The sequence below is a fragment of the Belnapia arida genome (assembly GCF_016773205.1).
GTDB classification, from domain to species: Bacteria; Pseudomonadota; Alphaproteobacteria; order Acetobacterales; family Acetobacteraceae; genus Belnapia; species Belnapia arida.
Window position 1 is genome coordinate 1 of sequence record NZ_JAETWB010000182.1, and the last position, 476, is coordinate 476.

Sequence of the window (476 nt, forward strand, 5' to 3'; positions counted from 1 at the left end):
CATAGTCAAGAGAGCCTGAGGGGGCTCGCCAAGCGCTACGGGATCAACCCCAAGACCGTGGCCAAGTGGCGGAGGCGATCCTCCGTCTCCGACCTGCGCACCGGGCCCCAGGAGCCCAGATCCACGGTTCTATCGACCGAGGATGAGGCCGTCGTCGTTGCCTTCCGCCGTCACACGCTGTTGCCGCTCGACGATTGCCTCTATGCCCTCCAGCCTACCCTGCCGCATCTCACCCGCTCCAGCCTGCACCGCTGCCTCCAGCGCCATGGCATCAGCCGGCTGCCGGACACCGAAGGTGACAAGCCGGGCCGCTCCAAGTTCAAGCGCTACCCCATCGGCTACTTCCACATCGACATCGCTGAGGTCCGGACGGAGCAGGGCAAGCTCCACCTTTTCGTCGCCATCGACCGCACCTCGAAGTTTGCCTTTGTCGAACTGCACGAGAAGGCCACGCGCCGTATCGCGGCCAACTTCCT

General features: G+C 64.7%; 1 pseudogene. It reads left to right on the forward strand.

From position 1 onward, the window contains the following. Positions 1 to 476: pseudogene (locus tag JMJ56_RS33300) on the forward strand (IS481 family transposase); the annotation flags it as partial.